Source organism: Nisaea acidiphila (assembly GCF_024662015.1).
Lineage (GTDB): Bacteria > Pseudomonadota > Alphaproteobacteria > Thalassobaculales > Thalassobaculaceae > Nisaea > Nisaea acidiphila.
Genome location: NZ_CP102480.1, coordinates 4,124,320 through 4,151,318, shown reverse-complemented (window position 1 = coordinate 4,151,318; position 26,999 = coordinate 4,124,320). Strand labels below are relative to the sequence as shown.

The following is a 26,999-nucleotide window of genomic DNA, read 5'->3' as shown; positions in this document are numbered from 1 at the left end:
GGCTCAGAAACGGGCGGCCGAGAACGGCGCGAGGTCAATGTCAGGCTCGCGCCCAGAGATTTCCCCGGCGAGAAGATCGGCAGTCCGTGCCGCCAAAGTAAGGCCTAGATGCCCGTGACCAAAGCCGAGGAAAACATTCGGTATTTCCGGCGCCGCGCCAATCACAGGTTTGCTGTCAGGTGTCGAGGGACGGTGCCCGAGCCATTCCCGCGTGACGGTTCCGCCGAGCCCCGGCAGCGCCTTGCGCGCGAGCGGAAGCATGCGCTTTATACGTGTGAAATCCGGCTCAGCGTCCAGGCCGGCGAACTCGACCCCGCTGGTCAGCCGGATGCCGTCCTGCATCGGCGCGAGGACGAAACCGTGATCGCCGATCACCACCGGGCGGCCAAGCTTCGGCGCGTCCTCCTGGACCAGGTTCAGGTGATAGCCGCGCTCCGTGTCGAGCGGCACCTTCAGCCCCATCATGGCGCAGACCCTCGCCGACCACGCTCCGGTGCAAACCGCCACGGCGTCGGCCTCGTGCATGGCGAGATCCGTTATCACGCGGCTCACCCGGTTCCCGTCGAATTCGAACCGGCGGACCTGCTCGGCGATAAACGTGCCGCCGAGCCGGGTGAAGGCCTCGGCATACGCCTCTGTGAGCTTCACCGGGCTGGTGACGAAATGATTGTCCGGCTGGAACGCGCCGTGGGTGAAGGTCGGCGCGAGGCCCGGCTCCAACTGGCGCAATTCGTCCCGGTTCAGGATCTGGAGGTTGACGCCGCGCTTCTCCAGAAGCCCGCGCTCGAATTTCGTCGAGGCGAACGAAGCCTCGCCCGTATAGACCTTGAGCCAGCCGAGCGGCTTCACGATGCCCTCGATGCGGTGCGCCTTCATCAGCGCCAGATGCGCATCGCCGGCCGGAGCGGTCAGGGTCCAAAGCTCCTTCGAGATCTGTTCGACCCGCGCCGGCGTGCTTGCTGCGAAAAAGCGCATGAGCCAGGGGGCCAATTTCGGCAGATAAGACCAGCGGATCGAAACCGGCCCGGCAGGGTCCAGCAGCATCTTCGGCAACTGTCTGAAATTGCCCGGCGAGCCGGTCGGCGTCACGGCCCCGCTGGCGATCGCGCCCGCATTGCCGAAAGAGGTGGCGCGCCCCGGCGGCTTCGGATCGATCACCCGGACCTTGTGCCCGTCCATCGCGAGCCGTAGCGCCGTCGCGGTGCCGACAATACCGGCGCCAATGACAATAATCCTTTTCGAGCCGTCGGACACCTGAATGCCTATCCCTTCTCCTGCAGCATCTTCAGCAATGCGATAAGTTTGCCGTCGCGCTCCGCCTCGAGCTGGTCGATCGAGCGGCCGGCCGCTTCCTCCTCAACGCCTTTGATCAGCGCGGCGCGCAGTTCAGCGTCGAGCTTGGGCGTCTCCTGCATGGTCTCCCACCAGGCTTCCATCGCCGGGCCGATATGGTCATAGAAATGCGCCATGCCGCCCTTGCCGCCGGCGAGATTGAAGATCATGTGCGGCCCCATGAGGGCGAGCCGGAGCCCGGGACCTTGCGCCATCGCCGCGTCGATATCCTCGATCGAGGCGATGTCCTCCTTCACCGCGAGCAGAGCCTCGCGCCAGAGCGCCGCCTGCAGGCGGTTGGCGAGATGGCCCTTCAGCTCCTTCTTCAGCCGGATCGGGTGCTTGCCGACATGGCGATAGAAGTCCATCGCCCAGTCCGCGGCGGCGGGATCGGTCTCCTTGCCCGCAACGACCTCGACCAGCGGGATCAGGTGCGGCGGGTTGAAGGGATGGCCGATGACCATGCGCGGCGCGCTCTTCAGCCCCTGCTGCATCTCGCTCATGACGAGGCCGGAGGTGCTGGAAGCGAAGATCGCATCCGGCCCAAGCACCCCGTCGACCCTGGCATAGAGCTCGCGCTTGATGTCCAGCCGTTCCGGCGCGCTTTCCTGGATGAAATCGGCGCCCGCGACCGCCTCTTCCGGCGTCGCGACGAATGTCAGCCGCGCCTTGTCGGCCCCGGCACTCAGCCCGAGTTCGGTCAGTTGCGGCCAGGCATTGTCGACGAAGGCACGGAGCTTGGCCTCGGCGCCCTCGCCCGGATCCCAGGCGGTTACATCATAGCCCCGCGCCAGAAACCATGCCGACCAGCTCGCGCCGATCGTGCCGCCCCCGAGAATGCCGATTTTGCGGATGTCTTCGACCGCCGGATAGTTCGCCATGCCGCGCCTCCCACGCTTCGCGTTTTCTTTCCGCCACTTAACACCAGCGCAGCGGGACGGAAAAGCGATCAGTCGGAAGCGCTATCGTCGCGGCAGAGCACGCCGAAGGTAAGGATGGTGAAGCCGATCAAGCCGAGCCAGGTCTCCTGCCAGAGACCGTAGGAGACGGAGGCGATGACCAGTCCGGCGCCGAGCGCCGAGAGCGCCGCCGCTCGTGCGACCGTCGCGCTCCTCCCCGCCGCCTGGATGAGGTTCCAGAGCAACGCCAGCGCCGCCAAGATCCCGAACAGACCGAAATCGAGCCAGATCTGCACCGCGGCATTGTGCGGATGGATGGTCGAGGTCTTGAAGAGCGCGTAGCTTTCTCTCAGCGCCTCCGGCACGGCGAGTGAGCGCATCGCCCCCAGCCCCTGCCCGAGCCAGGGCCGCTCCAGCACCGCGAGGGAGGCGGCGTTCCAGATCTCCAGCCGCTCCGCGAAGGACGGCGGCAACAGGCGGAGATAGTCCGGCACCAGCGTCAGCACATGCGCGAAGATCCAGGGCGCGGCCAGCATCAGCAAGGTGGAACAGACGAAGATCGCCGCGGCAGTGAAACGCGGCAGCAGCAGGCCGAGCGGCAACAGCAGCAGCGCCACCACGGCGGCGAGCGCGGCCGACGCGGACTCACCCGTGAAAGCGGCGGCGAGGCCGAGCAGCAGGATAACCGCCGGGAAGATCCGCCGCCCGTGCAGCCAGAGCGCGGCGGCGGCAGGCCAGGTCAGTAGCACCAGGGCCGTGCTGCCCCGGTTGAAGCGCGAGGGCGCGACATCCACCGCGTCCCCCTTTCCGGAGAAGAACCGGTAGAGCGGCGCGTCGAAATGGATCTCGATTGCGAAGATCAGCGCGCCGAGGCAAAGCGACAGGGCGAGGATATGGGCGAGTTTCCGGCGCGCCAGCCCCTCCGCGATATCCGGCGCCGCCGAGATCGCCAACAGCAGCAGCGCCAGCAGACCGAGCTTTGGAGCCGTCCGGGCAATATCGAGCGGGAAACCGCCCGCAAGAGGCCCCAAAAGAGAAAGCAGCACGACCGCCGCGAAGGCGATCAGCACCGGGCGCTCCGGCAATGGCAGCCGGCGGCGCTCCAGAGCCACCGCGCCGAGCAGCAGGATCGCGCCGGCGATGAAGAATGTGGCCATCGCCTGCTTGGCGAGAATACCGACCGGTACGAAAAGCAGCAGGAGCAGCGCCAATAGCCAGAAGCGGAAGCGGGCGAAGCGCGGATCCGCAGCGCTCTCGGAAACCGTCACGAGCGCGTCACCCCTCTGCCGCTCCGGCCCCGGGGGCGAGATAGTCCTTGTAGGATTTCTCCTCCACCAGCGCGGAGCCGAGCAGCAGGTTGATCTCCTTCTTGATCGCGGCGCGGCGATCGTTGGTGCGGTAAACCGCGCGGGCGAGGGAGACGAAGGTCTCGCCGAAATCGCCGCCGCGCTCGCAGTCGCGGATATCGTCCTCGATCATCCAGAGCTCCTCGTTCACGGCCTTGAGCCGCGCCGTCGCGTCGGCAAGCTCCGCGCTCGCCGGCAGCGTCTCCCGGCGCACCGCATCGAGCGCATCGAACTCGGTCCGGACGTTGGCCAGTTTCGCCGCGTCCCCGATCCGCTCCAGCTTGATCTCGAGAATGGTGATCTTGTCCAGCAGCTCGCCCGGCGCGATGGGAACGAGGATGGTGTCGCTCATGGGATCCGTCCAGCGAATGTCAGGTGGTGCGTTGGCTAGCACGTGTGGTTTCGGAAGCAAAGATCGGTCATAGTGCGGCGCCCTCAAACCACCGATTTTGCCGCCATGACGAACAGTTCCCTCACGCCCGAAACGGTCCTCATCTATTCCTGCGGCGAGACCATCGGCGACGGCCTCTTCAAGCTGCCGTTTCTGATCGATCTCCGGGCCCGCTTTCCGGAGGCGAAGATCACCTGGCTCGCCGGCCTCGGCCCGTCGATGTACGCGAAGGTGCTGGCTCCGGTCGTGAAGGACCTGCTCGACGAGGTGATCGAACATGCGGGGATCGGCGACGATCTCGGCGCCCTACTCCCCTGGGCACCGCGCCCGCTGGAGGGCCGCCAATTCGATCTCGTGATCGACACCCAGATGACGCTGCGCCGAAGCCTCAATGCGCGCCGCATCCGCCACACCCGCTTCATCAGCCCCGCGGCCGGTTTCCTCCTCTCCGACGCCAAACCGAAAGGCAACGCGAAACCGGACCGCCACCTGCTGAAGGCCCTCACCTTCCTGGCCGACCTCGCCGCCCCGCCATCGTCGGCCCCGCCCGCCTTCGACCCGGTTGCACCGGACTACAAAGCGCTCGCCGCCGAGCTGCTGCCGGACGGGCCGACTTATATCGGCATCGCCCCCGGCGCCGGCGATACGGTGAAGGTCTGGCCGGAAGCGAACTTCCTCGCCGTCGCGAAGGAACAGGTCGCAAAAGGCCGCACCCCGGTTTTTTTCGCGGGCCCGGAGGAAGCCGCCAAGGTCCCGGCCTGGCGCGCGGCGGTGCCGGAGGCCCTCTTCCCCGAATGGGACCGCAGCGACAGCCGCCCGGACCTGAAGGGCCCGGTGCTCGTCATGGCCCTCGCCGGCCGCCTCTCGGCCGCGCTCGCCAATGACAGCGGCAGCGGCCACATGCTGGCGACCGGCGGGGCGCCGCTGGTCTCGCTCTTCAGCAAGCACGACCCGGCGAAATACGCCCCGAGCGCCGCGCGGCTGACGATCGTGGATTCGAAGGAGTATGGTGGGAAGGACCCGGAGCTGATCCCGGTGGGAAATGTGGTGGCGGCGGTTGAGGGGACGATTGGGCTCAATTGAGTCGCCTGTGTTAAGTACGTCCCGCTTCGAAGCGTAAAACTCTCAGGCAAAAACCCGATCAAGCGACGCCGCGTCAAACCCATCTCCGCTGAGATAAGCACGAGACCAATCAACGAAACGATACCGCTCCATAAACTTGGCTTCCGATGCCGCATCTCGGAAAAAATCGACAATGGCGAGAGGCGACTTCTTTTGCTCAAACTCATCTGAGTTCCAATAATTTTTTTGATAATTCTGAACTAGCCGATAAAGAATTTGTTTCGCATATTCATCGTGGTCCGGAAGCGAAAAGCCAATAATCGCCATTCCAAAATTTAGATAACCCGCGTCACGCATTCCTTCCCAGAAATTGTTCAGACCGTTTGCATACAAAAGTTTCGTTGCAGAAGGCGCAAGGATACGAGGCGTAGCGTGGAAAAGAATCTTCTTATCATATAGAGCCTTCAAGTTTTTGGCTCGATACACATTTTTTAGTGGGTCATTCTCAAATCTTGGCCCATCAACCACGCGCTCCAGATTTAGAGCTTTCTCATCGGAGAAAATTACATCAGTTGGGGGCGAGACCTTTTGCCTTTTTCGTTCATCAACACGTCGTTCAAAACTTGTTCGGTCAAACCAATCGATTGAACCGTGCATTTTTAAGACAACTACTTCATCTCGATCGTCGCCACCAAAGCCGGCATATTCACTAACCCTATCAAACCGCTTCGGGAACAATCGGTACGGTTTGCCGACCGCATCAAGTGCCCGCTCCAACAAGGTGTCATAATTGAACGTGAGGATGACGTCATGCGGCTGGAGACGTCTTGCAAATTCAAGGTAAAGATCTGGTATGGAAACAAGAGAATTAACATGCCGTGCCAATATCTTCCCGATAAGATATTTCGTGACAATGGTGCCCTCGTTCCCATCAGAACTCCAAGTATCCCCTCCGCGCAAACCGAGATAATGCTCAACATCTAGAAATCGCATGAGTTTTTCGAAATTGACATCGTCCGGTGAAATCGCTTTTCCATCTGCGTTGTTGTAAAATTCAATATACTCGTCGAGGTCCTTTTTAAATTTATAAGCCCTTTCATTTGGTCTGTATGCAAGCGCTGTACTTCTAATCTCTTTCCATAGTTCGTCTGCGATCGGAAACCCGGCAGGCTTCGAGAAACCGGCGCCAAGTATGATCAATCGAAATTTAGGGAGCATGATTTTCTTTCTATTCTAGTTCAAAAAAAGAATTTCATTCGCACTTGGCAATCAATGGAGTGCAACGCAGAGTACGGAATATATCCCTCAATAAATTCCCGGCACCAGCCGATACCGCACCCGCCCCGCATAGTCCCGATACCCCGGCAATTCCTCCTGCAAGGTCCGGTCCTCGAGTTCCGTCCTGATCACCGAAACGACCAGCGCCACCGCCACGGGGATCAGCGTCCAGAGCGAGTCCAGGGCGAGAACGATCCCGAACAGGGCGTAGATGTTACCGGCATAACCCGGATGCCGCACATACCGGTACGGCCCGGTGTCGCAGACGACGTGCCCGCGGTCCGTCCGGACGACGACCACGCTGAAGAAGAAGCGGTTCTCCGCCAGTGCCCAGACCGCGAAAGCGTACCCGAAGGCGATCAGCAGGAAGCCGGCGAGGTTCAGCCAGAGCGGAAAGTCCGGGGAGCCCTGAAAGCGGTGGTCCAGTCCCGCCGCGATGACCAGCGGATAGCCGATGCTTACTGCCATCAGCGGGGCAAGCACCTTGTCCCAGGCTTTGGCCTTGCGGAAATTCCCGGCATCCTGCCGCTCTGCCATCAGTCCGGGATGCCGCCGTTCCGCCCAGATGCGTCCGCCGAGACCCGCGACAATGACCAGAACGGAATAGAGCCACGCCTGCCACCAGCCGGGCTCCCCGCCGCACAGCAGCAGGATCGCCGGGATCAGGAAATAGACCGCGGCCAGTCTGATCCAATGGCGCGGCAATGCCGCCTGTGTGCCCCCTTCGCTGCCCCGTTCTTCCGGCATGCCACTCCCCATCCGACATATCCGCTCGCGCCATCTTAAGCGAAACTATCCGCACCCGCGCGGGACGCGAAACCTCTTCCTCCCGCTCCCCACGGCACGAGAGGCGGCGAACGAGAAAAGCGACCGAACCGGGAACGGATCGGCCGCAGGACTTGCCTGCGCCGCGGGCGGAGAGCGGGCGGTCACGGGAGGCGTATGACGGCACCCGCCTCTCCGGCCGCGGCCGACGGTGCCTCAGCTCGGGGTGAAAGCCTCGCAGTATTTCTTCGTGTCGCCATGCGCCGGATCCTTGAACGTTCCGTTGCTGCAGGTGACGTTGTTGATGAAGGCACCATAGACCCAGCGGCCCGGAACGCCGTAGCGGACCAGCTTCGCGCCGGTGAAGTTGCACTTCTTGCCCTGCTTGTCCGCGCAGGTCGCCCAGGATCCCTTCGAGGGATCGACATAGTACCAGCAGAACTTGGCGGTCTCGCCCGACAGCGGGTCGCGCCCGAAGGTCTCGTTATTGCAACGCACCTCGGTCGTATTGGTCGTGGTCACGACGGCCCCGTTATAGCCGTAGAAGATCTTCGTGCCGGAGGTCGGCGCCGTGCAGGTCCCGCCCTGCTGCGCGCAGACCACCATCAGGGTATCGTCGGCCTTCGCCGGACTGAGCCCCGCCAGGCCGCCAAGAAACATTGTGAAAAGCGCGAGAAATCCAAAAACTTTTCCCATTTTCCTTCTCCAATCGAAGAGTAAGCAATTTAAAGCGCAAATACTCAAACAACGAAATGCGAGTCGATTACGCAAGAACGCACTACAACTATCATGCGAAAATCTTTAAATACAGGAGCAGGATTTTTTTGTTTTTCTGTCGCGGGATTTTAATTTTTGAAAAGCCGAAAAGCGCGCGGCATCGAGGGGCCATCACAAGTGCAGGAGCCACTCGCCCCCGGTCCGCCAGGGATCCAGCCCAACAGCATCTTGCGTCGGACCAATTTGCCTTTTATTATTCAAGAAATAACTTGAAAATAGGAAAACGCCCGCATGATCGTCCCCATCAAGGGTCTCTACGAGGCCCATCTCACCGTCCGCGACCTCGACCGCTCGATCGCCTTTTACCGTGACGTGCTCGGCCTGCCGCTGGCCCACGTGGTGAAGGATCGCAACGTCGCCTTCTTCTGGGTGCCGGAGGCGGAGAAAGCGATGCTCGGGCTCTGGGGCGTCGGTTCGGCACCGATGGGGATGAAGCTGCACATCGCCTTCAACGTGGCTTTGGAGGACGTGGAGCGCTCGGTCGAGCGGCTGAAGGCGGCCGGTCTGACCCCGACGAAGAACGGAGAGGAGCCCATCGACGAGCCGGTGGTGCTGAGCTGGATGCCGGCGGCGAGCGTCTATTTCGATGACCCGGACGGCCACTCGCTGGAATTCATCTCGCTGCTGCCGGAAGAGCCGCGCCCGATCCCGAGCTTCCTGCCGCTCTCCGAATGGCGCGCGGGGGCGGGGCTTTAGACCGCTCCCTCTGTCGCCCTAAACAAAGGTTGTCATTCCCGCGAAAGCGGGGACCCGGGGATCGTAGAGCGCCGCCCGTCTTCCCTGGGTCCCCACTTCCGTGGGGATGACGAACCTGGAGGCAGGATCTAGGGGACTTACTTCCCCTTGAACTCCGCCTTGCGCTTCTCGTTGAAGGCCCTGACCCCTTCCAGCCGATCCTCGGTCGGGACCATGCGGTTATAGGCCTCGATCTCGAAGGCGTAGCCGTTATGGAGGTCGAGCTGGGTCGAGACGTCGATCGCCTTCTTCACCTGGCGGGTGGAGATCGGCGCGTTGGAGGCAATCTTCTCCGCCGTCGCCAGCGCGTCGTCGACCACCTCGCCCGCCTCGCTGAGCTTGTTCGCGAGTCCCCATTCCATCGCCTGCTCCGCATTGAACGGCGTACCGGTCAGGATGATTTCCTTGGCCCGGCGGACGCCGACCGCGCGCGGCAGGTTCTGGGTGCCGCCCGCGCCCGGCATGATGCCGAGGGTCACCTCGGTCAGCGCGAAACGGGCGTTCGGAGCGATATAGATGAAGTCACAGCAAAGCGCGATCTCGAGGCCGCCCGCGAAGGCGGCGCCGTTGATCGCACCGATCATCGGGATCGGGCAATCCTTCATCGCGCGCACCGCCTGCTCGAACAGCGCGTGCTGGGTCTGCCAGGCCTCGTCGCTCATGTTGTTGCGCTCTTTCAGATCGCCGCCGGCGCAGAAGATCTTCTCGCCCCGGCCGGTGACCACGATGCAGCGGATGCCGCGCTGGTCGCGGTAGAGCTCGGTAAAGAGATCGCGCAGGTCGAAGCCCATCTGGGTATTGAGCGCGTTGCCGCGGTCGGGCCGGTCGAGGGTGAGCAGCAGCACATGCTCGGACGGATGCTCCAGGGTCAGCGTCTCGAACGGGCCGGGCAGCAGGGCGGTCATCTTGTTTCCTCCGTATTTGATTTCGGCCGCAGTCTCCCGGCTTCGGGCGCACGGGGCAAGTGTGGAGCCGCGCAACTCACTCTCTCCGGTGCGGAGCGAAACGCCTCATCTTCCCAGTCTGAGGTCGTCATTCCCGCGAACGCGGGGACCCAGGGATCGTAGAGCCGGGCCCGTCTTCCCTGGGTCCCCACTGCCGTGGGGATGACGACTTCAAACTGGTTGTGAAACAGAATAACTAGCGCAGCTCCGGCGGCACGCTCTTCAGCAGCAGCTCGGTCGAGACGGCGAAATTCACGCCGATATTGGCGTCCGAATCTTTCGTGAAGATGGCCGAGAGCAGGCCGACCAGCCGGCCCTCGAGATCGACCAGCGCGCCGCCGGATGAGCCGGGATTGAGTGCGGCGTCGGTCTGCAGAAAATCCTCCACCCGGTTGAAGCCGACGCCGGAACGGCGATTGGCCGAAACGACGCCGCAGGTGATCCCGATACCGAGTCCAAAGGCATTGGAGAGCGCGCAGACCGGTGCGCCGGTCTCGGGGCGGTCCTCAGCAAGGCGGATCGGCACCGTCTCGGCATCGATCCTCAGGAAGGCAAGATCGGTGCGCGGATCGGCACGAAGCAGTTCGGCCGGAAGGACTGTACCGTCCGGCGCGCGGACATGGATCTCGGTCGCCTTGGCGACCACATGCAGCGCCGTCGCGATGACGCCGGACTTCAGCACCGCTATGCCGGTGCCTTCCGGCGCCGTTCCGGCGGGGGCGCCGAAGCCCGGGCGCGCATAGCCGGGCCAGGTCGGCTCCACCTCGAAGATCGAGGGCGAGGCCACCGACCAGGCCGCGCGGGCATCGGTCTGCGCCGCCGCAATGCCGGGCCAAAACAAGAGCGCATGGATAAGCAGCGCGGTCCCGGCCCACCGCCATATACCTTTCATCGAAACCGTCTCCTCCCGCCACCCCAGGCGGCGCAACTTTGTCCGCAGGTCGCGCAACCCGGATTGCAGTCACGAAACCGCGTTTGCAGCTCCGTGCCCGTTTCCGCGCTAGGATCGCCCATCGCGCCGACGGAGGAAACCACCATGAGCGATGCCCCCACCGATCCCCCCTTGCCGCTGATCCTGGACCTCGTCGAGTGGGTCGCCGCGACTCCGCGTCTCTACAGCGAGGTGATGGAGGCCTGGCGCACCTCCTGTCCGCGGCTCACGGTCTGGGAGGAAGCGGTCGATCGCGGGCTCGTGGCCCGGCGACACGTCGCCGGTACAGGCGCGATGGTGGAAGCGACCCGGTCGGGCCGCGCCGCACTGGCCGCGCACGGACGCACCTGAGAGGCGATTCGCCAGCATTGGCCGATCGGCCGGCGGCTCAGGGTTCTTTGCTGTTTTCGGACAAGACTGGCGGATGCCCGATGAGACGGCGGCCCCGACACCGGACACCAGGGCGCAAAACCTCCATTCGTCGATAATTACTATTTTACAATATGATAATGAATTTTCTTAAAGTGATGCTTTTGCATTCGATACTGCATTTTGGAGATCCGGCAGGAAACCTCTCGCCACCGTCCTTCAACAAAGCCGCAACAAAGCTGAAACACGAATCCCGTAAGAGGTTTGGCCAAGCATGGACCGGCCCGGCATCACCCGCCCGGCGCCGCGCCATCCGGGAGAGTTCGCATCCATGACCGCCAACCCCCTGCTTCAGAACGCAGTCACTGCCGGCAAGAGTCATAAACTCACCAAACGCGGCATCCTCGACCGGATGTTCACGATGGCCTTCAAGGGCTTCGTCTATCCGCAGATCTGGGAAGACCCGGAAGTCGATCTGGAAGCCCTGCAGCTGACGCCGGAAAGCCGGGTCTTCACCATTGCCTCCGGCGGCTGCAACATCCTCAACTACCTGACCGAGCGTCCGGCGCGGATCCAGGCCGTCGATCTCAATCCGGCCCATATCGCGCTGACCCGTCTGAAGCTGACCGCGCTGAAACAGCTCCCCGAACACGAGACCTTCTTCCGTTTCTTCGGCCATGCCGACGAGCGCGAGAACAAGCGGGTCTATTTCAACGACCTCGCGCCGCATCTCGACGCCGAGACCCGGGCCTACTGGAGCAAGCGGGGACTGCGCGGCCGGCGGATCGACATGTTCACCCGCAATGTCTACGAGTTCGGCCTGCTCGGCCGCTTCATCGGACTGCTCCACCTGATCGCGCGCCTGCATGGCAAGAACCCGCGCCATATCCTGGAGGCGGAAACCCTGCAGGAACAGCGCGCCCTGTTCGACAGCATCATCGGCCCGATCTTCGACAGCCGCATGGTCCGCGCCCTCTGCCGCCTGCCGGTCTCGTTCTACGGGCTCGGCATTCCGCCGGCGCAGTTCGAGGCCCTCTCCGCCTCCGCCGGGGGCGACATGGCGGGCCTCATGCGCTCGCGCCTTGAGCGGCTCGCCTGCGACTTCTCGATCGACGATAATTACTTCGCCTGGCAGGCATTCGGACGCGGCTACGACCGGCACAGGCGGCAGGCGATCCCCCGCTATCTGCATGCCAGCAACTACGAGACCCTGCGCGAGACCGCGCCGAAGGTAGATGCGGTGCAGGCCTCGATGACCGATTTCCTCGGCGAGAGCCCGGAGGATAGCTTCGACCGCTACATCCTGCTGGACGCGCAGGACTGGATGAACGCGGAGCAGCTTACCCAGCTCTGGTCGGAGATCCTGCGCACCTCCACGCCGGGCGCCCGCGTCATCTTCCGCACCGCCGGCGAGGAAAGTCCCCTGCCCGGTCGGATTCCGGACGAGATCCTGGAGCGCTGGGACTACCGGGCCGAAGAGTCGGAAGATCTCTGCCGGCGCGACCGGTCCTCGATTTATGGAGGCTTCCATCTCTACATCCGCCGGGATTGATCACCTACCGGAAGATGCCGGAGAGAAGATGGACCGGATCTACCGGGTCCAACGGCACTTCTACGATCTGACGCGGAAATTCTACCTACTAGGGCGCGACAGGCTGATCCGGGAACTGGATGCCGCTCCCGGCCAGACGGTCTGCGAGATCGGCTGCGGCACGGCGCGCAATCTCGTCAAGCTGGCACGGCGCTATCCGGGCTGCCGGTATTTCGGCATCGACGCCTCGGCGGAAATGCTGGAAACCGCGGAAGCCTCGCTGCGGCGCGCGGGCCTCGAAGACCGGGTGCGGCTCGGACTCGCATTCGCGGAGAAGTTCGATCCGGAGGGAACTTTCGATGAGGGGGACGGGTTCGACCATATCGTCTTCTCCTATTCCCTCTCCATGATCCCGCCCTGGGACGCGGCGCTCGAACGCGCGGTGCAACTACTCCGGCCCGGCGGCACCTTGCATATTGTCGATTTCGGGGATCAGCGCGGCATGCCGGCCTGGTTCCGCCGCCTACTCTTTACATGGCTGTCCTGGTTCCATGTCGAGCATCGTCCGGGAATCCGGAAATGGGTCGAAGCGCGATCCGCATCGCCAGGGATCGACGTACGCACACATGCGTTGGCCGGGAATTACGCGGAGCTGTTTCGTCTGCGGCGCACGGGGCAGGTCTGACGCACCGAAGCGACCGCGCCTACTGAAGCATCCGGGAAATGGTGTCTATCAGAACAGGGATCTCGACCGGTTTGCGGATCGCCTCATGCGCCCCGATCATACGTGCATATTCAAGGATCTGTGCATTGCCAAGCGACCCTCCCGTCGACATGGCGATGATCAGAACGGACGGATAGAGCGACCGGATCTCGCGGATCGTCTCGATCCCCTCCTTGCCCGGCATGATGATGTCTGAAATGACCAGATCGAACGCCGCACTCTCCATCCAGGTCAAAGCCGCGTTACCTTCCTCAGCCGTCTCGACATCATATCCTTGCTCTTGCAGGACAGTGGCCAGCAGATCGCGCAGCGGTTTATCGTCATCGACGATCAGGATCGAAGGCATTTTGACCAAACTCCTTGACGGCATCCGGTCCAATACATCACCGGAACGCCACCTCAGATTAACAAAAAAAATCAAAACTGGGTTAACGCTTAGAAGAATGCGCGGATCAGCAGATCACACCGGGAGAGTCTCTTCAACCACCGCACCGGTTTCAAGCGTGATGTAGGAATGCTTCTGAAACTCAGGCAAAAACCGGCCGCTGTCTCCATTCGATGCCAGCACTTCGGCCGTCACACCGAGAATCGATTGAACCGTTCTGCTATCTTCCGACAAGGGCAGAAGAATTCGTTCACCGTGGATAGGATTGGCGGTCTCCGCGTAGAGGCGCCCGTATATATAGAGCACAGCCCCGAAATCGACCACATTGCGGTAGTATCGGTGAACGCGTGGATAATAATCGGGGTCCGTATTGTCATCGAGATAATGACGGGAAAGCTTGTGACCAAATCTCTTGGCCACCTTCTCACCGGTCAGGCGATACCGGAACCGGTCGGTTTCCCTTTCATAGTCGCAAAGCCACACACGCGTCAGGACACTCGCGAACTCCGTCGGGTCCACCTGACGGCGGCTCGGCATCAGAAGCGGGCCCCGGATCGCCCGCCAATGATTCAATAGAACCTTGAGGCTATCGGTGCGCATTTTCTTGGCGATCGCATCGAGCTCGACATCTACAACCGAGCTCGAACTTCCGTGAATCATCGAATAGGGCCGCTCCATTCCAGCATGGACGGCCCGCCCCATTTTCAGGTTAACGGACGCCCAACGGCTTTAACCATGACGGTCCTAGCATGGCGCCCGACAGCCCGCCAGAAAAGCCGGAAAGAATCAGGTTCTGAGCAGCGGCCGCCTCGGAAGCGGCCTCAGTGCAACTGCCTAATGGTTGAAATCTATCTCGCACCAATCTTCCCAAAGCCTGGCGAGCGCGGCGTAATCCTGGCTCCCCATCCCCTTGCTTTCCGCGATCTCGTAGGGCGTATGCGAAGCAAGCGTTGCAAATAACGGCACGCCAAGTTGCTGCGCGGTCTCCAGGGCAAGAACGGAGTCTTTTCGTGCATTGCTCACCGACATTCCGGCGGAATAATCACCATCCCGCATCCGCTCGCCAACCCGGTGCAGGAGCGGACGCAACAGGCCTTCCTCCCGGTTCAGAATCTGGATCAGCGTCTCCGACGGCACATCGAGTTTGCGCGCCATCGCGAACGCCTCGATGAGAACGATCATGACGGCATGCATGACGCCGTTATTGACAACCTTCGTCCCCATTCCGGCACCGACAGGGCCCAGATCGAAAATCTGTGCGGCAATACGGTTGAGGAGCGGTTTCGCGGCCGCCTTGCTGTTCTCGTCGCCGCCGAGAAAAAACGTAATCTCTCCGGCGGCCATGCTTGCAACTCCGCCGGCGATGGCCGCATCGACATAAGCGATCCCTTCCGCCGCACAGAATGCTGCGGAGCGCTTGGCGGTATCAGGCGTCACGGTGCTTGTCTCGACGATCAGTCCCGGGCGCTCGTTCCAACCGCAGACTTCCTCGACAACATTGAGCGACGCCTCGGGTTTGGGGAGCGAGAGAAGAATTGCGGAACAGTAGGGCGTCCCTAGTCCGGCCAGGGTCTCCTCAACTCGGATTCCGGCTTCACCGGCAAGCTTCCTGCGCTCCGGCGACATGTCGAATCCAGCGACCGGGCCATGGTTCGACAAGGCCGTAGCAACGGCCAGCCCGGCATTTCCAAGTCCCACTATCCCGATTTGATCGGCCATCGTTTCCCCCTCGTTTCGTGTTTTTCGAGAGATTAGCGGAGCACCGTGCCCAAGGCGAGGCGGCGAACGATGCCGATCCGGCACATCACTCAAGCACGCGCGGCCAGTTCCTGTCCCCCGCCTCGACAAACCCGGGGATGTCCTGCTCCCACCTCGTCTGGATGTCCGAATTGTAATTCAGGTAGAGCTTCCCGTTCACGATCCTCCAGTTTTGCGGATCTCCCTTCGCGGTCTTTCCCTGCGCCACGGCCCAGGCGCAATACCCTCCATATTGCGGAGCGTAGCGCTCCGGGTGCTGCCGGAACGCGTCACGATTCGCAGCATTGGCGAAGTGCCATTCGGCGCCTTTGTAGTCCAATTTGAACTCAGGCAAACCTTTCACCGGGCCCGTCGCGGAGAAGTAACTGACCGGGTCGTATCCCCCAACAGCCACATTAGAGAGAAACCCGGTGTAGACCGGATCCTCCGACGCGGACGACGGAGCCGCGCTCGCCATCACACCGCCGGTGAACAGAAGAAATGCAATAAATACAGAACGCAGCACGCGATATTGCGGCATGGCCTTTCCCAATCTCGCAGTAATTGAATTCTCGATGTCGGGCTAAATCTGCGTCGGTCCGCCTTCAAGTCCAAGTCACATTGACGCGACAGGTTCGCGCAAACGAAACCGGCCCCGTGAATACATCGGTGCGCGCATGCATCGAAATATCGCCCAGATTGAATCAAAATGACCCCAGGATAATTGCGACGCAACGGAGCGAACGGTCGACACGCGTATCAAGTCGATGGTCAGAGGGAACATGGCCGTACAGGAACAATTCGAAGATATCGCGTCCGATGCCCTGAGCAGTGACGCTCAGAAGGCCATGTTCGAGTACTGGCTGAAGGCGCGTGGAAAAGCCTTGCTTCCACCAAAGTCAGCCCTCGACCCGGTCGAATTTCCACGCCAATCCCTGCCGGTGCTGACTGTGTTGGAACCTCTTGAGGATGACGACTTCAAGGTCCGGATCACCGGTACCGGGGTTCGTGCAGCAACGGGACAGGATTTCACCGGTCTCAGGATGAGTGAGATAGACGGCACGGCAGATGCGCACGAGCGATTGATCTGGTGCCGAAACAACGCAAGAGCTTACTTTGTCTCGGGATCGGCCGAGTGGACACGGAAGATCGAGAAATTCTTCAGCGCGCTCGTCCTGCCTTTCGGAACACCGGCACGGGTCGAGCGCATCGTGCTCGTATTCAGCTTCACGAATTATGCTCCGAAGGACGTCTCGCGAAACGTGTCGCAACGGCCATCGCAACAGCCCTGAAAATGAAAAGTGCGGGGAGCGGCCGGCTCTCCGGGCGCCGCCCCGCCAAAATCATTTACCTAGCACCCCGAAACGCACTTTCCGGCCCCATCGAAGCCAAGAGTCTTGCCACTAAGCGGCAAGTATGCGGGGACAGTGACAGCCTTCACGAAGGTATCGGTCTTCGTGCCGGCAATGACCTTGCCTCCCTTGGTGCCGACCTCGTTTGCATGCGACGGGATCACCGATACCGGTTTGATCAGCTCGTTGACTACGAAAGCCGCTTCCGTCGGGCCGGTCGTATAGGTGTCGCCGATGTTCATCACGACCAGTTCCGCACCGTACTGCTCGCCAACGACCGTTTGCTGCTCGGCCGTCACGCCGGTATCGCCGGACAGATAGGCCACCAGTCCATTGCTGAACGTCAGGACATATCCGGTCGGCGGCCCCGCATAAGCGGTCAGTCCGGACGCATTCAGGAGTTTGCCGAGCTCGCCACCTATGAATGCACCGGCCACACCGTTGGAATGCGCAGCCGGCACTGTCGTTACGGTGACGCCTCCGACCTTGCGCGACGCGCCGAAGCGCACAAGCTGTGACTTTTTCGGATCGCCGCCGAGCGCCTTCAGCTTGCTGGCGAAGAAGCGCGGCATCTCGCTCCCGGTCACGATCGCGGCGCCCTTGTCGAGCGCGATATTGACCGAATTGGTGTTGGGCGCGACGACCTTGGTCATCATCGGGGCACCGCACTCACCGGCATTGACCGCATCTATATGGCGGTCGCCGACATGATCGCCATGCATGTGGCTGACCAGCAGAGCGTCGACGTTCCCGAGCCTCGGATCTGCCGGCCCGGCCACGGTACGTCCGGCGTCGTAGAGAATACGTGTGCCGTCCGGATCCTCGAACAACATGGCGCGATCGAAACGGCAGAACTCACCGTCATGGCTGCCGAGCGGCGTGACGTTGACGGTCTGAGCACCTGCCGCCGTCGCCGAGAAAACCGCGAGTCCGAGAAACAGTCCGCCTAGCCGATTGAACGCAAGCGACATTCCACCCTCCCATTAATGACTGTGCAGTAATGCTCCGGAGAACGTCCGTCGGGGATTGCCTTCCACAGCACGCATCCGGATTACAGAGAGAAACATCGATCGAGGCAAAGTTGTACGCCACTTTCCACGCACCGAAACCAGCACATCCCGCGCGGGGGCCCCTCAGAACTCCTTTTTGAAGCCGACATAAAACCTGCGGCCTTCCGCCGCGACCGGCGTGTTGCGCACGGAACTGGCGGTCGGATTGAGCTGTTCGCGATCGAGAATATTGTCAACGCCGAGATGGAGTTTCCCGAAACCGCCGTCATAGGTAAGGCGCGCGTTGAAGGTCGTCGTCGGCGTGACTTTCATCTGTGCGGACCCGCCGTCGTCAGCCTCACGGCTGGAGGTGTAGAGCATCTCGCCGTAGAGTCGGAAACCCTCCGCGAACCTGTAGCCTGAATAGACGGTGGCACGGAACGGCGCGCCGATCCGGCTGTTCGGGAGATCGTCGTCAATATCGCCGTCGCCGTCCTGGTCCCATTCGCCTTCCGTGAAGTTCAACAAGGCTCCGGCATCCCAGTCCGGTGTAAGCAGACCGGCAACGGTCATCTCGGCGCCGTATATCCGCTCCTTGTTCTGACTGAGGGTCAATGCGTCAGCCGTGATATTCGTTCCCTTGTCCGACTCGCTGAGAAAGGCGGAAAAGGACACAGACAAGCGATCCGTTCCAAAGCGGGCGCCGGCCTCGTAATTCTCGACGACGGCAGCATCGGGAGCGATCTCGGAGTAATCGAAACTGGTCTCGAAGGGATTGGTCGGATCCAGCGCCCGGCGCGTGAAGGCTCCAACATCCGGAACCGAGTAGCCTTCGGAATAGTTACCGAACAGATCCAGATTCGGCATCACGTGCGCCACCGCGCCGATATTGAACACCGTGGCCTCGAAGGTCGTGCTGGCTCCGGTTACGGCCGCGGCGGAAAACGGAATGGCACCGATGGAAGGGTCTGTCGGATGACGGATGAAGTTAGCCGCCGGGCGCACGAAATCGTCGATCTCGAGGTCAAATCTCTCGTGGCGCACCCCGGCCCGGACATCGATCAAATCGGTCACCGGAATGCTGAGCTGCGCGAAGCCTGCATAGGAATGCTGTTCCATCGGCGCGATGATGTCGCGGCCGTCGAGGAGCGTCTGCGTGACGTCGTTATATCCGTAATCGAAACCCCAGTTGAGCTGGGCTCCGTCGAGCAGCATTCCCACATCGGTGATGGCCGTCGAGCGAAAGCCCGCCTGTTCGGCCAGCAGCACGGATTGGGCATCGTCCGACTGGAGCACGCCCGGATCAGAATAGACGAAGGGATTGACTTGCGCGTCCGGCAAGGCACGGCTCGCCCTTTTCTCTGCATCGTTATAGTAGATCTGGAAGCGGAGGTCGCCGACCGGCGTCTCGTAGACATTCAGATCCGCACTGACATTCTGCGTATCCTCGAGCGCCGGCTGACCGGTATAGGGTTCGGTCGAATCAAACGAGACCGGATCCGTCAGGTAATTCGAATAGAAATCGATATCCTGTTTCAGATAAACGGTCGATCCGTAGACCCCAAGGTCGAACCCATTGCCTTCGTAGCGGCCTTGGCCGGAGACATTGTATTGGCGGATGCCGCTGCCGCCCCCCTGACCGATCATCGGATCCTCGGGAATGCGTTCGCCAGCGCCGTCATACATGTCGCCCGTCGTCCGAAAACGCCCGTTCATGAGCAGGCTCAGGCGGTCCTTGCCGTACGCGATTTGCCCGCTCGTGTCGGTATGGGCACCGTCGAGCAGATCGTGCTCCGTCGAGGCAATCTCCTCTGAGACGAAACCGCTGAGCCCCTCCTGCGCAGCCGATTTGGTGATGATATTGACGATGCCGCCGGTTGCACCGTCGCCATAGATGCTGCTTGCTCCGGCCACGACCTCGATCCGCTCGATTGATGACGGATCGATCAGGTTCAGGATGCGCGAATTGTTCCTGAGAGAGATGTTTTGCGGAGCGCCATTGACCAGAACCTGAACGGAACGTCCGCGGAACGTCTGCCCGCTGCTCGCAAGAGTGCCGTTGCCGGGCGAAATGCCGGGGACGTATTTGCCGAGAAAGCTTCCAAGATTGCCTTCCGCTCCAAGCGCTTCTTCGATCTTGTCAGTTTCGATCACCTGGACCGTGCCGGGGATTGAATCGATCGCCTCCTCCGAACGGGTCGCCGATACGACAAGCGGCTGCAAGACGACGGGACCGTTACCCGCTTGCTGCGCCAGAGAATTCGGGACCGGAAGCATCACGAGGCAAGTCGCGGACAGAAGTAGACGTTTGATCCCAAATGCGGTGATCGAAACAGGCAAGAGCTTTTCGGCGCGCGGCAAGACGGCCTCCCGTTATTGAGTTAATTCGGCTGGTTGAGACGTGCGCACGGTCAGGGTGGCGGGAAGGCATCGCATCGCGAGGAGAATGCCGACGACCGAGAGACCGAATGCGAGAGAGAAAAGCGGGCCGTAACCGAAGGCCTCACCGATAAATCCGGCGGCGATGCTGCCGCACATATAGACGAACAGATTGGCGCAGGAGAGGAACGTGAAATCGGTTCCAGCCTGAGACAGCGAGCTGAACCGCATGAAGGCGGTGTATAGCCCGACAATTTCCATGTAGCGGATGAAGGTATTGGCGACCGAGAGCGCGATCAGCGCCGGATATCCTCCCAAAGCGCCATCCAGAACACCGTAGCTTAAAGCGGCATAGCCGAGGAAGCAGACGGCCCTTGCCGCTCCGATCGTCCAGAAGAACGCTCGCAATCCGCATGACCGGATCGCGATCACCGCCAACGCCGATCCGCCAAGGCCGACGCAGGCCGACGCGCCACCGCTCACGAGACCTATCTCGGACAATCCCAGCCCCTGGTCGACAAGAAATGCCTGTTCGACCCCTTTGATCAGCCCCTCGGGCAATCGGAAAACCAGGGCGAAAGACAGGAGCGCGAGCGCGTGCGGGCGCTTAACGAACGCGCGCAACGAAGGACGGGGATCCTGTCCGTTCGCGGGAACAGCCTCTCCCCGTCTTGCTCCAAGCCGCTCCGGAATGAGCAGAACAGGCAGGAGGCATAGCGCCGACAGCCCCGCGGTAATGCGCAAGGCGACGCTCCACCCTTGGAGATCGTAGACGAAGAGCGTAAGCGAGCCGCCGATCAGCACCCCGGCGGCGACGCTGCCGCCCTGAATGGCGTTGCCCAGCGCCTGATGGCGCTGGGGCAGATGCTCCACCGCATAGCCATCGGTTGCGATGTCCTGCGTTGCGGCGCAGATGGCGAGCAACATCAGAAGCGGAAAAAATATCCGCAGATTGTCCGCCGGCTCGACGGCGCTGAGGGTCAGTATGATCGTGACGGAAATGAGCTGCATGGGCAGGATCCAGCTCCGGCGCCGGCCGAAGCGGGTCGAGCCGATACGGTCCACATAAGGCGCCCAGAGGAATTTCAGGATCCACGGCAGCATCAGGATGCCGATCGAGCCGATCGAGGCCAAGTTGACGCCCATCGAGCGGAAGATCGGCGGCATCGCCGCCGCAACGAGATAGACCGGAATCGCCTGCGCCACGTAAAGCCCGAGCAGGGTCAGCCAGACGCGTCGGTCCAGCCGCTCATGGCTTTCCACAACCAGCTCACTCTCTCGTTTTCGGTGAAGCGCTATTCCGTCCGACATATCGAGCAATCCGTGACCGCGCTCCGGCGAAACGACCGGGCGCACAAGACCGCCGCTATCTAGACCGAAATGAAACTCATTCGCAATAAAAATGAGCTTTTGCTCATATTTATATTTTTAATACGAAAAATCAGATAGTTACGCGGCAGACAGCGAGTCGAAATCGTAGACGAGATAGAGAGTCTTTCGACACCATCCCAGAATCCGGTCCCGTTCGGCTCCGTCGCTGGCATTGGCCGCAACATTCAGGCAGGCAATGCTGACCTGGTTCTGCAGATAGGCGAGCGGATGCGCCAGATCCGCCGGAATGGTTCTCCCGAATTTTTCCTGCAGTCGGATCAGCCGCTGCAAGATCTGATCGAGATGCTGCGCTTCGAGGGCGGCAAGTTCCTTCGAGCCCCCCATGGCCCTACGGAGCTGCCAGTGCCCGGGAGCATTGAGATCGCCCTCCCCTGACAGCCGCTCGAAAATAGCATCGACACAATCCCGCAGATCTTCCGAACCGTTGAAATCGGCATCGACACTATCCAGAACCTCAAGGGTCCTTGCCAGCCACCGCCGGAACAACTCGTAGTAGATCGCTTCCTTCTTCGGGAAATACTGATAAAGCGAACCGACGGATATTCCCGCTCGGCGGGCGATCTCGTTCGTTGTGATCCTGTCCGCAGGCCCCTCACTCAACAGTTTGAGCGTGGTGTCCATAATCAGCTCGAGTTTCGCCTTGGACCGGCGTTGCTTGGCGACCTTGCGCTGGGACACGGCCTTGTCCGTTACGACCGGCATGCCACACCTCTCCCATTCTTATTGTTGTGGGGATGATACCGGCTCTCCCGGCCACTTGAATACGAGCTTTTACTCATTTTAACGCAGAAAGACTGCTCACCTTCGTCCCGCGACAGTCGCAATAGCGATGCGGCCGGTTCGCCCGCGCATCATTTGCCGCCCCTTGCTGTCGCCTTACATCATTGGATGTCAAAAGTTTGAAAGCGGCTCTGTAGACGCCGAATGGAAGCGATCGAAAACGCGGCAATCATCTCCGTCGGGCGGGCGACCGGCTTCGCCGCGCTCGCCATCGTCTGCATTGTCATGAGCCTCAGTTACGAGCCCGTGATCGCCGCCCGGGCGGGATGCATCCTCTGCCTGATCGTTGCCGCGATCCTGTTTCACTATTCGTTGAAAGCGCCTTCCCGCCCCTACCGCCAGACCGAGCTCTGGATCATTCTCGCCAAGGAAGACCGGCCGCCTAAGAGCATTGCGCAACAGCTGATCGGATCCGTCTTGCATCGGACATACCGCAAATTTGCCGAGTACTCCGTGCTCTCCGCGCTGATCTTCATGATCCTGGCGGTGATTTTAGGCTTCTTCCCCGATCTCCGCATCGGCTGAGCGCGACTTCTCGATTTCTGTGAACCAATCGGTTGACTAAAAATGCGCACCCTTTAATACTTAACCAAATGGTTTATTAAAAAGAAGAGCTCCAGATGCCCGACCTAGACCAGACCTTCGCGGCGCTCTCGGACGACACGCGCCGGGCGATCCTCGCCCGACTCTGTTCCGGAGAGGCCGCCCTTTCCGAAATCGCCGCCCCCTTCGACATGTCCCAGACAGCGGTCTCTAAACATGTCCGCGTGCTGACAGATGCCGGTCTCGTCTCGGTGACCAAGCGGGGACGCACACGCTACTGCGCGCTCCGCGCGGCTCCGATGAAGCAGGCCGCCGACTGGCTCGGTGCCTACAAACAGTTCTGGGAGGCTAATTTCGACAGCCTCGCCCGCTACCTGGAGAATGAAGAATGACGCTCACATTTCTGAAAAGTCCGCGTGGCGCCGATCCCGTCGTCGTTGAAGGCCGCTTCAAAGTCCCGCCCGAGCGCCTGTTCCGTGCCTGGACCACGCCGGAGGATCTCCTGAACTGGTTCGGCGGCGACAACATGCTCGAAACCGCGAAGGTCGATCTCCGAACCGGCGGATCGTGGCATTTCACATTCGAGGAGAAGGACGGCACGCGCGATGTCCTGCATGGCGAGTACCTCGAAGTCGAGGCGCCGAGCCGCCTCGTATTCTCGTGGCGCCATCACAAGCTGACCGAAGCGGGCCGGGGCGAGGACACGCCGGCCTCTGAAGTTACGCTCACATTCGAGGCCGATGGCGAAGAAACCTTCATGCGCTTGGTCCACCGGCACGTCGAAAGCGAAGGCTCCCGCTCCAATATCGGCGGCGGATGGGAAGCCTCCTTCAGCAAGATCCGCGCCCTTGTCGAAGAGACCGCCACGGAGACGGCTCCGCTGGAAACCGCCTGACCGTACCTCCCGGACGCGGGCATCAGCCCCTTTCCGAACTTCGTCTCGTCGTCGCTTTCCGAGGGTGCTATCAGGTCTTCGGGACATACGATGTGCGAAGCCGGAGAGTGACGTGACGAAGCAGCGCGGTCTTCAGGAGTTCTTTGACGATCCGGCAACCATTGCCACGCGCCACAAGCTGAGCGCCTCCGCCTCGGAGCCTGTCGGACAGGCTGAACTGCTGGCACTGGAACCCGGCGCGGCCGAACGCTTCGTCGCGCTCGATCTCGACTATCCCGAACGCTTCGGCCCCTCGGACCTGCGCACGTCGATCAAACGGAAGTACGCCAGCGTCCCCTTCGATAACGTTCTCATAACGAGCGGTTTGGATGAAGGCCTGGCCCTGCTCTTCACGGCGCTCGTCGAACCCGGCGATCGCGTGATCGTCCTGACGCCTTGCTACCCGCCCCACATGGAGCTTCCCGCCTGGCGCGGCGCGGAGGTCGTTCCCTGGCCGGCACGGCCCGAGAAGGATTTCGTGCCGGACCTGGAGGAGCTGGAAGCGCTTCTCTCGAAACCGGCAAAGGCAGTGCTCACGACCTTCCCGCAGAACCCGACCGGCTTCCTGCCCGACGAGGCTTACACCGCCGCCTTTCTGCAGCTTCTGGAGCGGACAGGAACGCCGCTTTTCTCCGACGAGATCTATGCCGGCCTTCCGCTCGGCAACGCGGTACCGAAGCTCGCGGACCGCTATGAGAAAGCGATTTCACTGCACGGCCTTTCCAAGACATGCGGGCTCCCGAGCCTGCGCTTCGGCTGGCTCGCAGGCCGCGACAGCGCGGCGATGGCCAAAGTGAAAGCGGTGAAGAATCTCTTCAACGCCTACGTCCCCGCGCCCGTGGCGTTCCTGGCGGAGCTCGCCTTCAAACATGAAGGCACGCTTCTGGCCCGCAACAGCGCGATCCTGGAGGCGAGCATCGAGGCGGCCGACAGCTTCATCGCGCGCCACGGCAATCTCTTTTCCTGGACGCCACCGGCCGCCGGCACGGTCGCCTTTCCGCGCTGGCTCGGCCCCGGAGGCACGCAGGATCTGAGTGACAGACTGATCCGCGACGCCTCGATCGCGCTCGCGCCGAGCCTCTGCCTCGACGCGGGCGACGATCATGTCCGTTTCGGCATGTGCCGCCGGAACTTCCCTGAAGGCCTTGCCGCGCTCGACCGTTTTCTCGGATCCGCTCTCTAGCGGTTCGCCACCGTCTTCGGCACGCCGAATTCCTCCCGGCAAACCTCCGCGAGTGCGGCGACGCCCTTGCGGATGGTCTCGATCGGCGGGTTGGCATAGCAGATCCTGAGAGCGCGCTTCGCGTCCGGCCCCTCGATCGACCATTCGGCGCCCGGATTGATCTCGATCCCGTGCTTCGCGGCTTCTTTGGCAAGGCGCGAGGTATCGACCTCGGCCGGCAGTTTCACCCAAAGGAAGATCCCGCCCGGCGGGCGCTCGAATTCGGCAGCGGTGCCGAAATTCGCTTCCACCGCCTCGACCAGCGCGTCGCATTTCTGTTTCAGCGTCTTATTCAGTGCCGCGACATGGCTTTCGAAATGCTCCCGGCAGTATTCCGCGAGCACCATCTGCTCAAGCGCGCCGGATCCGGCATCCGTCTTCAGCGGCAGCATCTGTGACATGAAGGCCCAGGGCGCAACCACGAACCCGACCCTGAGGGCCGGGGCAATGGATTTCGAGAAAGAGCCGACGAAGATCACGCGCCCGCTCTCGTCCAGCGCATGCATCGCCGGAGGCCGTTCGCCGCTCCAGATCAGGTCGGAGTAGCACTCGTCCTCAACCACCGGCACGTCGTACTCCGCCGCGAGGCGCAACAGCTCCTGGCGCCGTTCGAGCGGGAGGATGGACGCGGTCGGGTTCTGCACCGTCGGGATGGTGTAGATATATTTCGGCTTATTGCCTTCGTCCGCGAGCGACTTCAGCGTGGCGGCAAGCTCGTCCATCTTCATGCCGTGCTCGTCGAGACCGATCCCGACCGCCGTGACCCCGAGGCGCTGGTATCGGGTCAGGCACCCGCCATAGGTCGCCGCCTCGATCAGCACCGTATCGCCGGGCGCGAGCAGCACCTGGTTGATCAGATCGAGCCCCTGCAGAGATCCCGAAACCATCAGCACGTCGTCCGCCGTACATTTCATGCCGGCATCGCGGCCGAGCTTAGCGGCCACGAATTCGCGCAGTGGGCGGTATCCCTGCGCGCCGCTTTCCAGATTGTAGGTCGCGAGTGTCGCGCCCTCGCGCTCCAGGACCCGCGTCATCGCCGCGATCAGGTCCGAGGTCGGGATGCTCTCCGGCGCATTGTGTCCACCAACGAAGTTAAACGGCGGAAATCCGCTCCACCGGCCGCCGGGAGCCGGAAGTCCCGGCCTGATCACGTTCTCGAAATCGAATTTAGGCGATGTCATTGCTGTCCCCGATTGGCTACTGGTCCCCGCTTCAAGGGTGACCGGCAGGCTGGCGTTCCACAAGCGCCTCAACGGCAATGGATTATTGATCAGCCGTTCGACAATTTTTCCAGATACAACTTCCCAAGATCCGTCCCGAGCATGGCGTCCCGTACCAATAACGCTCGGAGCGCCAGATCGAAGGAACCATAGACATCGTGCAGGATAAGCGCCAATTTCAGCAGCTTACCCGCGCCGAGTTCCGCGAAGCGGGTGAAATCACGAATATAGATGGCGTCGGCCCAGAGCACCTGCCCCACGCCGGCATAGGGATCGTTGTTCACGACAAGCGGTTTGACGGCACGGCTGGTCAGATCCTCGAAGCGGTGCAGCATGAAGCCGAGACCGCGCAGGAACTGATCGACGTCCGCGAAGAGCGGCTGCCCCCTATACATCTCCAAAAACTCGACTTCGGTTTGAATAACGAGACAGCCGGCGAGCTTCTCCGTGCCGTTCCGGAAAACTTCGAGCTCGGCTCCCTGGATGTCGATCTTAAGGAAATCGAGCTCCTCGATTTCGGAAACGTCGTCCAGACGGACCGTCTCGATCTCCTCTCGCCCGATGACCTTTCCCCATTCGCTGAAACCATGAAAGCCGTTGAGAACGGCCTCGTTCGGTTCGAAAAGCGAGGTCATGCCGGAGGCATGACACAAATTCAGCGTCTGCACGCTTCCATCAAAGACAGCATGCGGCAGATAGGTCTCATCGACGCTTTTCTCCGCTTCAAGAAGGGCAAGTGCTTCAGGATTGGGTTCGAACCCGACGAGATGAACGAGCCCACGTTCAAGCATGCCCTGATAAGGTGGCAATGCGCTTCCGCCATGCGGATTGGCTCCGATATCGACCACATTGATCCTGGTCTTGAAATCGAGCAACTCCGTCAGCGACGGCCTCGGGTGCTTCATATCCTCATCCTCGGAACTCGTTTTATTGCCTTCTGAAGGCTCGCATTCCGACAATCGGGTGGCAACCGCAAGGCTCA

29 protein-coding genes are annotated in these 26,999 nt (G+C 61.5%); 10 read left to right on the top strand and 19 right to left on the bottom strand.

The window, feature by feature from the left end:
* Positions 1–3 precede the first annotated feature (3 nt).
* The 4 genes from NUH88_RS19375 to NUH88_RS19360 form a co-directional block, all read right to left on the bottom strand.
* Entirely contained in the window at positions 4–1,254 is a 1,251-nt protein-coding gene (locus NUH88_RS19375; protein ID WP_257768282.1) for an NAD(P)/FAD-dependent oxidoreductase, read from the bottom strand.
* 8 nt (positions 1,255–1,262) lie between these two features.
* Positions 1,263–2,213 (bottom strand): 3-hydroxyacyl-CoA dehydrogenase NAD-binding domain-containing protein, encoded by a 951-nt coding sequence (locus NUH88_RS19370; RefSeq protein ID WP_257768280.1) that lies wholly within the window; start codon positions 2,211–2,213, stop codon positions 1,263–1,265.
* 68 nt (positions 2,214–2,281) lie between these two features.
* Positions 2,282–3,499, bottom strand: coding sequence for an O-antigen ligase family protein (locus tag NUH88_RS19365; protein ID WP_257768278.1), 1,218 nt, complete (start codon positions 3,497–3,499; stop codon positions 2,282–2,284).
* 7 nt (positions 3,500–3,506) lie between these two features.
* Entirely contained in the window at positions 3,507–3,929 is a 423-nt protein-coding gene (locus NUH88_RS19360) for a DUF6165 family protein (RefSeq protein WP_257768276.1), read from the bottom strand.
* Positions 3,930–4,034: 105 nt separating this feature from the next.
* On the opposite strand from NUH88_RS19360, the gene NUH88_RS19355 reads away from it, so the two are divergent.
* Positions 4,035–5,051 (top strand): glycosyltransferase family 9 protein, encoded by a 1,017-nt coding sequence (locus NUH88_RS19355; protein WP_257768274.1) that lies wholly within the window; start codon positions 4,035–4,037, stop codon positions 5,049–5,051.
* Between the two features lie 42 nt (positions 5,052–5,093).
* On the opposite strand, the gene NUH88_RS19350 is transcribed toward NUH88_RS19355, so the two are convergent.
* The 3 genes from NUH88_RS19350 to NUH88_RS19340 all read right to left on the bottom strand — a co-directional run bounded on the left by NUH88_RS19350 (position 5,094) and on the right by NUH88_RS19340 (position 7,769).
* Entirely contained in the window at positions 5,094–6,248 is a 1,155-nt protein-coding gene (locus NUH88_RS19350; protein ID WP_257768272.1) for an SIR2 family protein, read from the bottom strand.
* An 87-nt stretch (positions 6,249–6,335) separates the two neighbouring features.
* Positions 6,336–7,055: a methyltransferase family protein gene (locus NUH88_RS19345; RefSeq protein ID WP_257768270.1), complete on the bottom strand. Its 720-nt coding sequence runs from the start codon at positions 7,053–7,055 to the stop codon at positions 6,336–6,338.
* A 234-nt stretch (positions 7,056–7,289) separates the two neighbouring features.
* On the bottom strand, positions 7,290–7,769 hold the full coding sequence (locus tag NUH88_RS19340) for a hypothetical protein (RefSeq protein WP_257768269.1): 480 nt from the start codon (positions 7,767–7,769) through the stop codon (positions 7,290–7,292).
* A 312-nt stretch (positions 7,770–8,081) separates the two neighbouring features.
* On the opposite strand from NUH88_RS19340, the gene NUH88_RS19335 reads away from it, so the two are divergent.
* The gene (locus tag NUH88_RS19335; protein WP_257768267.1) at positions 8,082–8,546 is read left to right on the top strand and encodes a VOC family protein; all 465 of its coding nucleotides are present in this window, start codon (positions 8,082–8,084) and stop codon (positions 8,544–8,546) included.
* Positions 8,547–8,683: 137 nt separating this feature from the next.
* Here NUH88_RS19335 and NUH88_RS19330 read toward each other — a convergent pair whose 3' ends face one another.
* Together NUH88_RS19330 and NUH88_RS19325 are read right to left on the bottom strand one after the other, a co-directional pair.
* Positions 8,684–9,490, bottom strand: coding sequence for an enoyl-CoA hydratase/isomerase family protein (locus NUH88_RS19330; RefSeq protein ID WP_257768266.1), 807 nt, complete (start codon positions 9,488–9,490; stop codon positions 8,684–8,686).
* Between the two features lie 235 nt (positions 9,491–9,725).
* Positions 9,726–10,421 carry a S1C family serine protease gene (locus NUH88_RS19325; RefSeq protein WP_257768265.1) on the bottom strand — a complete coding sequence of 232 codons (696 nt, stop codon included), beginning with the start codon at positions 10,419–10,421 and terminating at the stop codon, positions 9,726–9,728.
* A gap of 63 nt (positions 10,422–10,484) precedes the next feature.
* Here NUH88_RS19325 and NUH88_RS19320 point away from each other — a divergent pair, with 63 nt between their 5' ends.
* From NUH88_RS19320 to NUH88_RS19310, 3 genes are all read left to right on the top strand, one after another.
* Complete coding sequence (locus tag NUH88_RS19320) at positions 10,485–10,811, top strand: hypothetical protein (protein ID WP_257768263.1); 327 nt, start codon at positions 10,485–10,487, stop codon at positions 10,809–10,811.
* A gap of 349 nt (positions 10,812–11,160) precedes the next feature.
* Positions 11,161–12,381, top strand: a complete 1,221-nt coding sequence (locus NUH88_RS19315; protein ID WP_257768261.1) for a BtaA family protein — start codon at positions 11,161–11,163, stop codon at positions 12,379–12,381.
* Between the two features lie 28 nt (positions 12,382–12,409).
* Positions 12,410–13,045 (top strand): class I SAM-dependent methyltransferase, encoded by a 636-nt coding sequence (locus NUH88_RS19310; protein WP_257768259.1) that lies wholly within the window; start codon positions 12,410–12,412, stop codon positions 13,043–13,045.
* A 19-nt stretch (positions 13,046–13,064) separates the two neighbouring features.
* Here NUH88_RS19310 and NUH88_RS19305 read toward each other — a convergent pair whose 3' ends face one another.
* The 4 genes from NUH88_RS19305 to NUH88_RS19290 all read right to left on the bottom strand — a co-directional run bounded on the left by NUH88_RS19305 (position 13,065) and on the right by NUH88_RS19290 (position 15,747).
* Entirely contained in the window at positions 13,065–13,430 is a 366-nt protein-coding gene (locus NUH88_RS19305; RefSeq protein WP_257768257.1) for a response regulator, read from the bottom strand.
* A 114-nt stretch (positions 13,431–13,544) separates the two neighbouring features.
* The gene (locus tag NUH88_RS19300) at positions 13,545–14,129 is read right to left on the bottom strand and encodes a PAS domain-containing protein (RefSeq protein ID WP_257768255.1); all 585 of its coding nucleotides are present in this window, start codon (positions 14,127–14,129) and stop codon (positions 13,545–13,547) included.
* Between the two features lie 174 nt (positions 14,130–14,303).
* Entirely contained in the window at positions 14,304–15,272 is a 969-nt protein-coding gene (locus NUH88_RS19295) for an NAD(P)-dependent oxidoreductase (RefSeq protein WP_257772266.1), read from the bottom strand.
* A gap of 1 nt (position 15,273) precedes the next feature.
* Positions 15,274–15,747: a YHS domain-containing (seleno)protein gene (locus NUH88_RS19290; protein ID WP_257768254.1), complete on the bottom strand. Its 474-nt coding sequence runs from the start codon at positions 15,745–15,747 to the stop codon at positions 15,274–15,276.
* Positions 15,748–15,988: 241 nt separating this feature from the next.
* On the opposite strand from NUH88_RS19290, the gene NUH88_RS19285 reads away from it, so the two are divergent.
* Positions 15,989–16,498, top strand: a complete 510-nt coding sequence (locus NUH88_RS19285; RefSeq protein WP_257768253.1) for a PAS domain-containing protein — start codon at positions 15,989–15,991, stop codon at positions 16,496–16,498.
* A 59-nt stretch (positions 16,499–16,557) separates the two neighbouring features.
* Here the strand turns inward: NUH88_RS19285 and NUH88_RS19280 are convergent, their stop codons facing one another.
* The 4 genes from NUH88_RS19280 to NUH88_RS19265 form a co-directional block, all read right to left on the bottom strand.
* Positions 16,558–17,529: an MBL fold metallo-hydrolase gene (locus NUH88_RS19280; protein WP_257768251.1), complete on the bottom strand. Its 972-nt coding sequence runs from the start codon at positions 17,527–17,529 to the stop codon at positions 16,558–16,560.
* A 162-nt stretch (positions 17,530–17,691) separates the two neighbouring features.
* Positions 17,692–19,908, bottom strand: a complete 2,217-nt coding sequence (locus tag NUH88_RS19275; RefSeq protein WP_257768250.1) for a TonB-dependent receptor — start codon at positions 19,906–19,908, stop codon at positions 17,692–17,694.
* A gap of 12 nt (positions 19,909–19,920) precedes the next feature.
* Positions 19,921–21,237, bottom strand: a complete 1,317-nt coding sequence (locus NUH88_RS19270) for an MFS transporter (RefSeq protein WP_257768249.1) — start codon at positions 21,235–21,237, stop codon at positions 19,921–19,923.
* A 138-nt stretch (positions 21,238–21,375) separates the two neighbouring features.
* Positions 21,376–22,020, bottom strand: a complete 645-nt coding sequence (locus NUH88_RS19265; protein ID WP_257768248.1) for a TetR/AcrR family transcriptional regulator — start codon at positions 22,018–22,020, stop codon at positions 21,376–21,378.
* Between the two features lie 222 nt (positions 22,021–22,242).
* On the opposite strand from NUH88_RS19265, the gene NUH88_RS19260 reads away from it, so the two are divergent.
* The 4 genes from NUH88_RS19260 to NUH88_RS19245 all read left to right on the top strand — a co-directional run bounded on the left by NUH88_RS19260 (position 22,243) and on the right by NUH88_RS19245 (position 24,758).
* Positions 22,243–22,623 carry a hypothetical protein gene (locus NUH88_RS19260; RefSeq protein WP_257768246.1) on the top strand — a complete coding sequence of 127 codons (381 nt, stop codon included), beginning with the start codon at positions 22,243–22,245 and terminating at the stop codon, positions 22,621–22,623.
* A 95-nt stretch (positions 22,624–22,718) separates the two neighbouring features.
* The gene (locus NUH88_RS19255; RefSeq protein WP_257768244.1) at positions 22,719–23,033 is read left to right on the top strand and encodes an ArsR/SmtB family transcription factor; all 315 of its coding nucleotides are present in this window, start codon (positions 22,719–22,721) and stop codon (positions 23,031–23,033) included.
* On the top strand, positions 23,030–23,536 hold the full coding sequence (locus NUH88_RS19250) for an SRPBCC family protein (protein ID WP_257768242.1): 507 nt from the start codon (positions 23,030–23,032) through the stop codon (positions 23,534–23,536). The genes NUH88_RS19255 and NUH88_RS19250 overlap by 4 nt, the downstream gene beginning before the upstream one ends.
* A gap of 112 nt (positions 23,537–23,648) precedes the next feature.
* The gene (locus NUH88_RS19245) at positions 23,649–24,758 is read left to right on the top strand and encodes a pyridoxal phosphate-dependent aminotransferase (protein WP_257768241.1); all 1,110 of its coding nucleotides are present in this window, start codon (positions 23,649–23,651) and stop codon (positions 24,756–24,758) included.
* Here NUH88_RS19245 and NUH88_RS19240 read toward each other — a convergent pair.
* Positions 24,755–25,978 carry an aminotransferase-like domain-containing protein gene (locus NUH88_RS19240; RefSeq protein WP_257768239.1) on the bottom strand — a complete coding sequence of 408 codons (1,224 nt, stop codon included), beginning with the start codon at positions 25,976–25,978 and terminating at the stop codon, positions 24,755–24,757. The genes NUH88_RS19245 and NUH88_RS19240 overlap by 4 nt on opposite strands.
* Before the next feature lie 89 nt (positions 25,979–26,067).
* Positions 26,068–26,922: an FkbM family methyltransferase gene (locus tag NUH88_RS19235; protein ID WP_257768237.1), complete on the bottom strand. Its 855-nt coding sequence runs from the start codon at positions 26,920–26,922 to the stop codon at positions 26,068–26,070.
* Positions 26,923–26,999 lie beyond the last annotated feature (77 nt).

Bases quoted from the DNA above. Each gene is read 5' to 3' on its own strand.
- NUH88_RS19310 (WP_257768259.1), top strand. From the start codon at position 12,410: ATGGACCGGATCTACCGGGTCCAACGGCACTTCTACGATCTGACGCGG.
- NUH88_RS19360 (WP_257768276.1), bottom strand. From the start codon at position 3,929: ATGAGCGACACCATCCTCGTTCCCATCGCGCCGGGCGAGCTGCTGGAC.
- NUH88_RS19250 (WP_257768242.1), top strand. From the start codon at position 23,030: ATGACGCTCACATTTCTGAAAAGTCCGCGTGGCGCCGATCCCGTCGTC.
- NUH88_RS19255 (WP_257768244.1), top strand. From the start codon at position 22,719: ATGCCCGACCTAGACCAGACCTTCGCGGCGCTCTCGGACGACACGCGC.
- NUH88_RS19330 (WP_257768266.1), bottom strand. From the start codon at position 9,490: ATGACCGCCCTGCTGCCCGGCCCGTTCGAGACGCTGACCCTGGAGCAT.
- NUH88_RS19370 (WP_257768280.1), bottom strand. From the start codon at position 2,213: ATGGCGAACTATCCGGCGGTCGAAGACATCCGCAAAATCGGCATTCTC.
- NUH88_RS19305 (WP_257768257.1), bottom strand. From the start codon at position 13,430: ATGCCTTCGATCCTGATCGTCGATGACGATAAACCGCTGCGCGATCTG.
- NUH88_RS19280 (WP_257768251.1), bottom strand. From the start codon at position 17,529: ATGTCGCTTGCGTTCAATCGGCTAGGCGGACTGTTTCTCGGACTCGCG.
- NUH88_RS19235 (WP_257768237.1), bottom strand. From the start codon at position 26,922: ATGAAGCACCCGAGGCCGTCGCTGACGGAGTTGCTCGATTTCAAGACC.
- NUH88_RS19315 (WP_257768261.1), top strand. From the start codon at position 11,161: ATGACCGCCAACCCCCTGCTTCAGAACGCAGTCACTGCCGGCAAGAGT.
- NUH88_RS19285 (WP_257768253.1), top strand. From the start codon at position 15,989: ATGGCCGTACAGGAACAATTCGAAGATATCGCGTCCGATGCCCTGAGC.
- NUH88_RS19355 (WP_257768274.1), top strand. From the start codon at position 4,035: ATGACGAACAGTTCCCTCACGCCCGAAACGGTCCTCATCTATTCCTGC.
- NUH88_RS19290 (WP_257768254.1), bottom strand. From the start codon at position 15,747: ATGCCGCAATATCGCGTGCTGCGTTCTGTATTTATTGCATTTCTTCTG.
- NUH88_RS19340 (WP_257768269.1), bottom strand. From the start codon at position 7,769: ATGGGAAAAGTTTTTGGATTTCTCGCGCTTTTCACAATGTTTCTTGGC.
- NUH88_RS19300 (WP_257768255.1), bottom strand. From the start codon at position 14,129: ATGATTCACGGAAGTTCGAGCTCGGTTGTAGATGTCGAGCTCGATGCG.
- NUH88_RS19325 (WP_257768265.1), bottom strand. From the start codon at position 10,421: ATGAAAGGTATATGGCGGTGGGCCGGGACCGCGCTGCTTATCCATGCG.
- NUH88_RS19260 (WP_257768246.1), top strand. From the start codon at position 22,243: ATGGAAGCGATCGAAAACGCGGCAATCATCTCCGTCGGGCGGGCGACC.
- NUH88_RS19335 (WP_257768267.1), top strand. From the start codon at position 8,082: ATGATCGTCCCCATCAAGGGTCTCTACGAGGCCCATCTCACCGTCCGC.
- NUH88_RS19345 (WP_257768270.1), bottom strand. From the start codon at position 7,055: ATGCCGGAAGAACGGGGCAGCGAAGGGGGCACACAGGCGGCATTGCCG.
- NUH88_RS19270 (WP_257768249.1), bottom strand. From the start codon at position 21,237: ATGTCGGACGGAATAGCGCTTCACCGAAAACGAGAGAGTGAGCTGGTT.
- NUH88_RS19265 (WP_257768248.1), bottom strand. From the start codon at position 22,020: ATGCCGGTCGTAACGGACAAGGCCGTGTCCCAGCGCAAGGTCGCCAAG.
- NUH88_RS19240 (WP_257768239.1), bottom strand. From the start codon at position 25,978: ATGACATCGCCTAAATTCGATTTCGAGAACGTGATCAGGCCGGGACTT.
- NUH88_RS19350 (WP_257768272.1), bottom strand. From the start codon at position 6,248: ATGCTCCCTAAATTTCGATTGATCATACTTGGCGCCGGTTTCTCGAAG.